This window comes from Microvirga sp. P4_G7, from assembly GCF_056401005.1.
The window spans coordinates 1-4,838 of the sequence record NZ_JBFUKD010000259.1 but is presented as its reverse complement, the minus strand read 5'-3'; the positions used below and the strand labels follow the sequence as shown (position 1 = coordinate 4,838).

The following is a 4,838-nucleotide window of genomic DNA, read 5'->3' as shown; positions in this document are numbered from 1 at the left end:
GTCGGGGTCCCTCGACGCGCCTCGGGTGAACGGCGTGCTCGCAGCGCAGAATGCGTCGCYTCCGATAGGACGCTTTGCCAAACTCGACGCAACATTTTCCGCGTTGCCGAACGGACCCGTCTCCGAACCGTCCACGCGGATCGACATTGCGGCAGATATGGACGCATCGGGCGTCGCGCTGGCTGACGCCGCACTCGCGACAGCCGTCGGCGACACGTTGAAACTGACCTTCCGCGCAAGTGCGGCTCGCGACGGAGCGACCGATGTTCACACTGCGCAATTGTCAACGCCGACCGTAAAGGCCGAGTATACCGGCCAGCTCGGGACACAGGATGCGATGGGAGCGCTGCAGGTCAATGCCGCAGATCTCTCTCGCTTCGGCGACATCGCCTCGCTTGCACTCCGCGGCTCTCTCAAGGCCAACGCGGAGGTGAAAGGGCTTCTCTCCAAGGGGCCGACGAGCGCATCGCTCAATGGAGAGGCGACCCGCTTCGCAACCGGCATGGTGCCAGTGGACGGACTGGTCGACGGACGATTGTCCATGTCGGGCATAATCACGGTCCTGCGCAACGGAGATCTGACGTTCCAGCCCCTGAACATTTCGGGCAATCACGTCAACGCTCGAGTGACGGGCGATGCGCTTCAGGACAGGATTGACCTCCAAGCGACGATCGACATCCCCGAACTGCGGCACGCCSACGCCCGCCTAAAAGGGAAGGGACAGCTGGTCACGCATCTCACCGGGACACGTGCGCATCCCAACGCCGATATCCGTGCTATCATAAGCGATGCACGCGCGCTGGATCGTCCGATCCCGCATCTCGAACTCGATGCGGCGATCCGCGATTTGACCGGACTCCTCGATGCGCGATTGGCGCTTTCCGGCGAAGTCGACCGCAAGCCCGCGGACGGAAAACTCCATCTCACCAAGCTTGCCGACGGTGGCTGGCGCGCGGACGAGATGGCGATCGTCATAGGTTCTGTGACCGCCAACGGCAACGCGGCGATCGACGGACAGGGATTCATGTCGGGAAAGATCAACCTCGACGCCCGCGATCTCGACGACCTTTCTCCACTCGTGCTGACGCGTCTCTCCGGCGCAATTTCCGCCAACATCGAACTCGATGCCGCGGACGGGCGCCAAAATCTGACCTTCGATGCGAAGGCAGACCGACTTCGCGCGGGCGCGACGATCATCACCAAGTTGACGGCCAATGGGAGAATGATCGACCTTTACCGGAAACCGGTCATCGATGGGAGAATCGCGATCGACCAAGCGACGATCGCAGGCGAGACGTTCTCACAGATCCGGCTGAGTGCGAACGGAGCCCCCGGCGGAAGCGATCTCTCGCTCTCGGCGGAGGCCCGCGGGTTCAATCTCGATGCGAAGGGGCGCCTCGTTCCAGTCGAACCAATCCGTTTCGAGATCGCGTCTTTTGTCGCACAGCGAGGCAATCGCCGTATCGCGCTGGCGCAGCCTGCGTCGTTGGTATTTGCCGACGGCGCGGTCGTCGTTCAAGGCGTGACGATCGCCGTCGATTCCGGTCGGATCAGTGTCGATGGCAAGATCGGCTCGACCCTCGATCTGCGGGTGAATGGGCAGGCAGTTCCGTTGAGCGCAGCCGACATTATCGTTCCCGGAAGCGGTTTTACGGGAACCGTTTCCGGCGATGCGCGCGTGACAGGTATCGCAAGCGCGCCGACAGGCGATTGGCGCCTGCGTGCCTCTCGCATCGGACTTCCGCAGACACGCGATCTCGGCCTGCCGCCACTCGATGTGACGGCGGAGGGACGTCTCGCCGACGGCCGTACGACGCTCTCGGGCACGCTCGAGGCCGGTCGAGCGGGTTCGTTGCGTGCGAGCGGCAGCGTGCCGTTGTCCGATCGCGGTGCGCTCGATCTGACGGCGCAGGGGCGGATCGATCTCGGACTTGCAAACAGCCTTCTCTCGGTTTCTGGACGACGCGTCACGGGCTTAGCGGCCCTCGAACTGCGGGCTCGCGGAACCATGAGAGCACCATCGCTCGACGGTTCGCTGACTTTGAGCAACGGGAGCTTCACTGATGCCGAGCAAGGCATTCGCCTGCAAAGTATTCAAGGTCGCATCGCGGTGCGGGGAACGGATATTACAATCGAGCGAATGTCCGCGGTGACGCCGAGCGGGGGATCTCTCACAGCGAGCGGTCGTGTCGACGCAAATCCCGCTGCTGGATTTCCGGGCGACATCAGAATTGCCGGACAACGCGCGCAGCTCGTCTCCAATTCGCTTGTGACGGCCGCCGCTGACCTCTCCTTGACACTTTCGGGTCCGCTTGCGCGCAATCCTCGGGTTGCCGGACAGATCGGCATTGTCTCCATGGAAGTGCGGGTACCGGAAAGTCTGTCGACGATCTCGCGACCGATCGCCGGAACAAAACATATCAATCCTACGCGAGAGGCTGCCGCCCGTCTCGCATTGGCCGCGCAGATCAAGAAAGCGCAGCGGCGTGCTCCCCCGTTCAACGCCGTTCTCGATCTCACGATTGCCGCACCGAGCCGCATCTTTGTGCGCGGACGTGGCATCGATGCGGAGCTGGGCGGCGATCTCAGACTGACCGGCACCTTGGCCCAACCGATCGCGATCGGCGCCTTCGATCTCAGGCGCGGTCGCCTTGCGATTCTCGGCAAACGATTGGACTTCACACGCGGCCGTGTGTCGCTGACAGGCGATCTGATTCCCGAGCTGGACTTCGTCGCTGAAACCCGCTCGAACGACGTCACCGCCTACATCGCCGTGACGGGGCCGGCAAACGCACCGCAATTCGCTTTCTCATCGGATCCTACCCTTCCGCAGGACGAAGTGTTGTCGCAGATTCTGTTCTCGTCTCCGTCCGGCGGCCTCTCGGCCACGCAGGCACTGCAGCTCGCGCAGGCGGCTGCGCAGTTCTCCGGCGGAGGCGGCGACGACGTCTTCGAAAAACTGCGGCGATCGCTCGGCGTCGACAATCTCGACATATCGCTCGGCGCAGAAGGCGGGCCGACGGTCGGCCTGTCCCGGGCGATCAGCGACCGGGTCAGCGTCGGCGTCAAAGCAGGAGCGTCGGCGGAAGACAGCGGCATCTCCGTCGACATCGATGTCACCAAGCGCATTCGGATTCAAGGCGAGGTTGGCGCCACGGGCGACACCTCGGTTGGTGTTGGAGCCGAGTGGGAATATTAAAGGGCCGTAGATACGACGGATCTAGACGACGGCAACCTTCCGCGCCTGGCGAAATGCCAAAGCTAGATCCGGGCGATCGGTCGTGATCTGCCGGATCGGACGGCTCATCCAGTCCGCTATGTCCACTTCATCGTTCGTCACCCAAGCGCCCAGCCGCTCGGGGCCGATGCGAGACACGCAATACTCAAAGGTCTGCGCAAGCAAAGCTTTCTCCACCGCAACGAAACATCCTGGAATCCTGTCGATTCGGTCAAACGCGCGCGCGATGCCGCCCATCATCTCGGCAGACCGGCGATCGAGCGAGATCAGGACACGCGCGTCCTCCCTCACCTTTCGCACCGTCTCCAGCACTTCCGGCACAAAGCAGGTCAGGATCGTACGCTCCATCAGGTCATAGCGTTCGAGTGCGGCGATCACGCGGGACTCGAGGCCGGGATAGGCGTTGCCAACGGCATCCGTCTTGATCTCGACGTGCAGCTCCAGGCGAGCCTCTTTCAGTACTGCGAGGACGTCGTCGAGACTTGGAATGCATTCGTTGCTGTCACGCAATGCTATTGCATGCAACGCGGCCGCAGTCTTCTCACCGACAGGACCCGAACCGAGCGTGGTGCGCTCGAGTGTCGGATCATGGATTACGACAATCGCGTCATCGCTGGTCTGATGGACATCGAATTCCACACCCTCCACGCCCATGGCGACGAGTTTTCGAAAACCTTCGATGCTGTTTTCCGGCCACAGATTGCGCGCTCCGCGATGGCCGATGATCATCACCATGGTGAAATCCTACTTGCTGCTGTCGACGAGGCCCTTCACGAACCATCGCTGCATGACGAGAATGACGAGAACTGGCGGCAGCATCGTGAGAAGCGCGCCGCTCATGGCGAGATTCCAGCTCGGCTCGGTATCAGAACGCGGAATCAGATGCTTCACCCCGATCACCGCCGTCGCCATATCCTTGTCCGTCGTGAAGAGCAGCGGCCAGAGATATTGGTTCCACCCGTACAGGAAGAGAATGATCGACAAGGCGACGATGTTCGAACGCGAGAGCGGGAGAAGAATCGTCCAGAAAAAGCGCAAGGCGGAAGCGCCATCGAGCCGCGATGCTTCGAGAAGCTCATCCGGTACGGTGAGAAAAAACTGTCGGAACAAGAACGTGGCCGAAGCAGAGGCGATCAACGGCAGGATGAGACCCTGATAGGTGTTCAGCATGTTCCATTCGAGCGCGATTTCGACCCGATTGCCGGTCAGCCATTCCCAGACTGACGACAGCGAGAGCGTATCGACGATCCACTGGACGGGCAGCGCTGCGTTGGCGATGGATTCGTATGTCGGCACGATGCGGACCTCCACCGGCAGCATCAACGACGTGAAGATGAGCCAGAACGCCAGCATCCTGAAGCGAAATCGGAAATAGGTGATGGCGAAGGCCGAGAGCAGCGATATCGCTACCTTGCCGATCGTTATTCCGGTCGCCACCACGAAGGAGTTGAACAGCAGCCGGCCGAAATTCACCTTCTGCCAGGCCGTCGTGATGTTCTCGATGAAGTGACCGCCGGGTAGCCACGGAAGCGGGACCTGCTGCACTTCTTCCATTGTCAGCGACCCGGCGATGAAGGCGAAATAGAGCGGCAGGCACACG

3 protein-coding genes are annotated in these 4,838 nt (G+C 61.7%); 1 reads left to right on the top strand and 2 read right to left on the bottom strand.

The genetic code is table 11. The annotated features are described in order from the left end of the window. The coding region (locus AC1DT3_RS12300) for a translocation/assembly module TamB domain-containing protein (protein ID WP_477465538.1) at positions 1 to 3,199 on the top strand (3,199 nt) is incomplete at its 5' end. Positions 3,200 to 3,220: 21 nt separating this feature from the next. Here the strand turns inward: AC1DT3_RS12300 and AC1DT3_RS12295 are convergent. Beyond that, on the bottom strand, positions 3,221 to 3,973 hold the full coding sequence (locus AC1DT3_RS12295; RefSeq protein WP_477465537.1) for a glycerophosphodiester phosphodiesterase family protein: 753 nt from the start codon (positions 3,971 to 3,973) through the stop codon (positions 3,221 to 3,223). A 9-nt stretch (positions 3,974 to 3,982) separates the two neighbouring features. After that, positions 3,983 to 4,838 (bottom strand): ABC transporter permease subunit (locus AC1DT3_RS12290; RefSeq protein WP_477465536.1); only part of this gene is annotated, 856 nt, incomplete at its 5' end.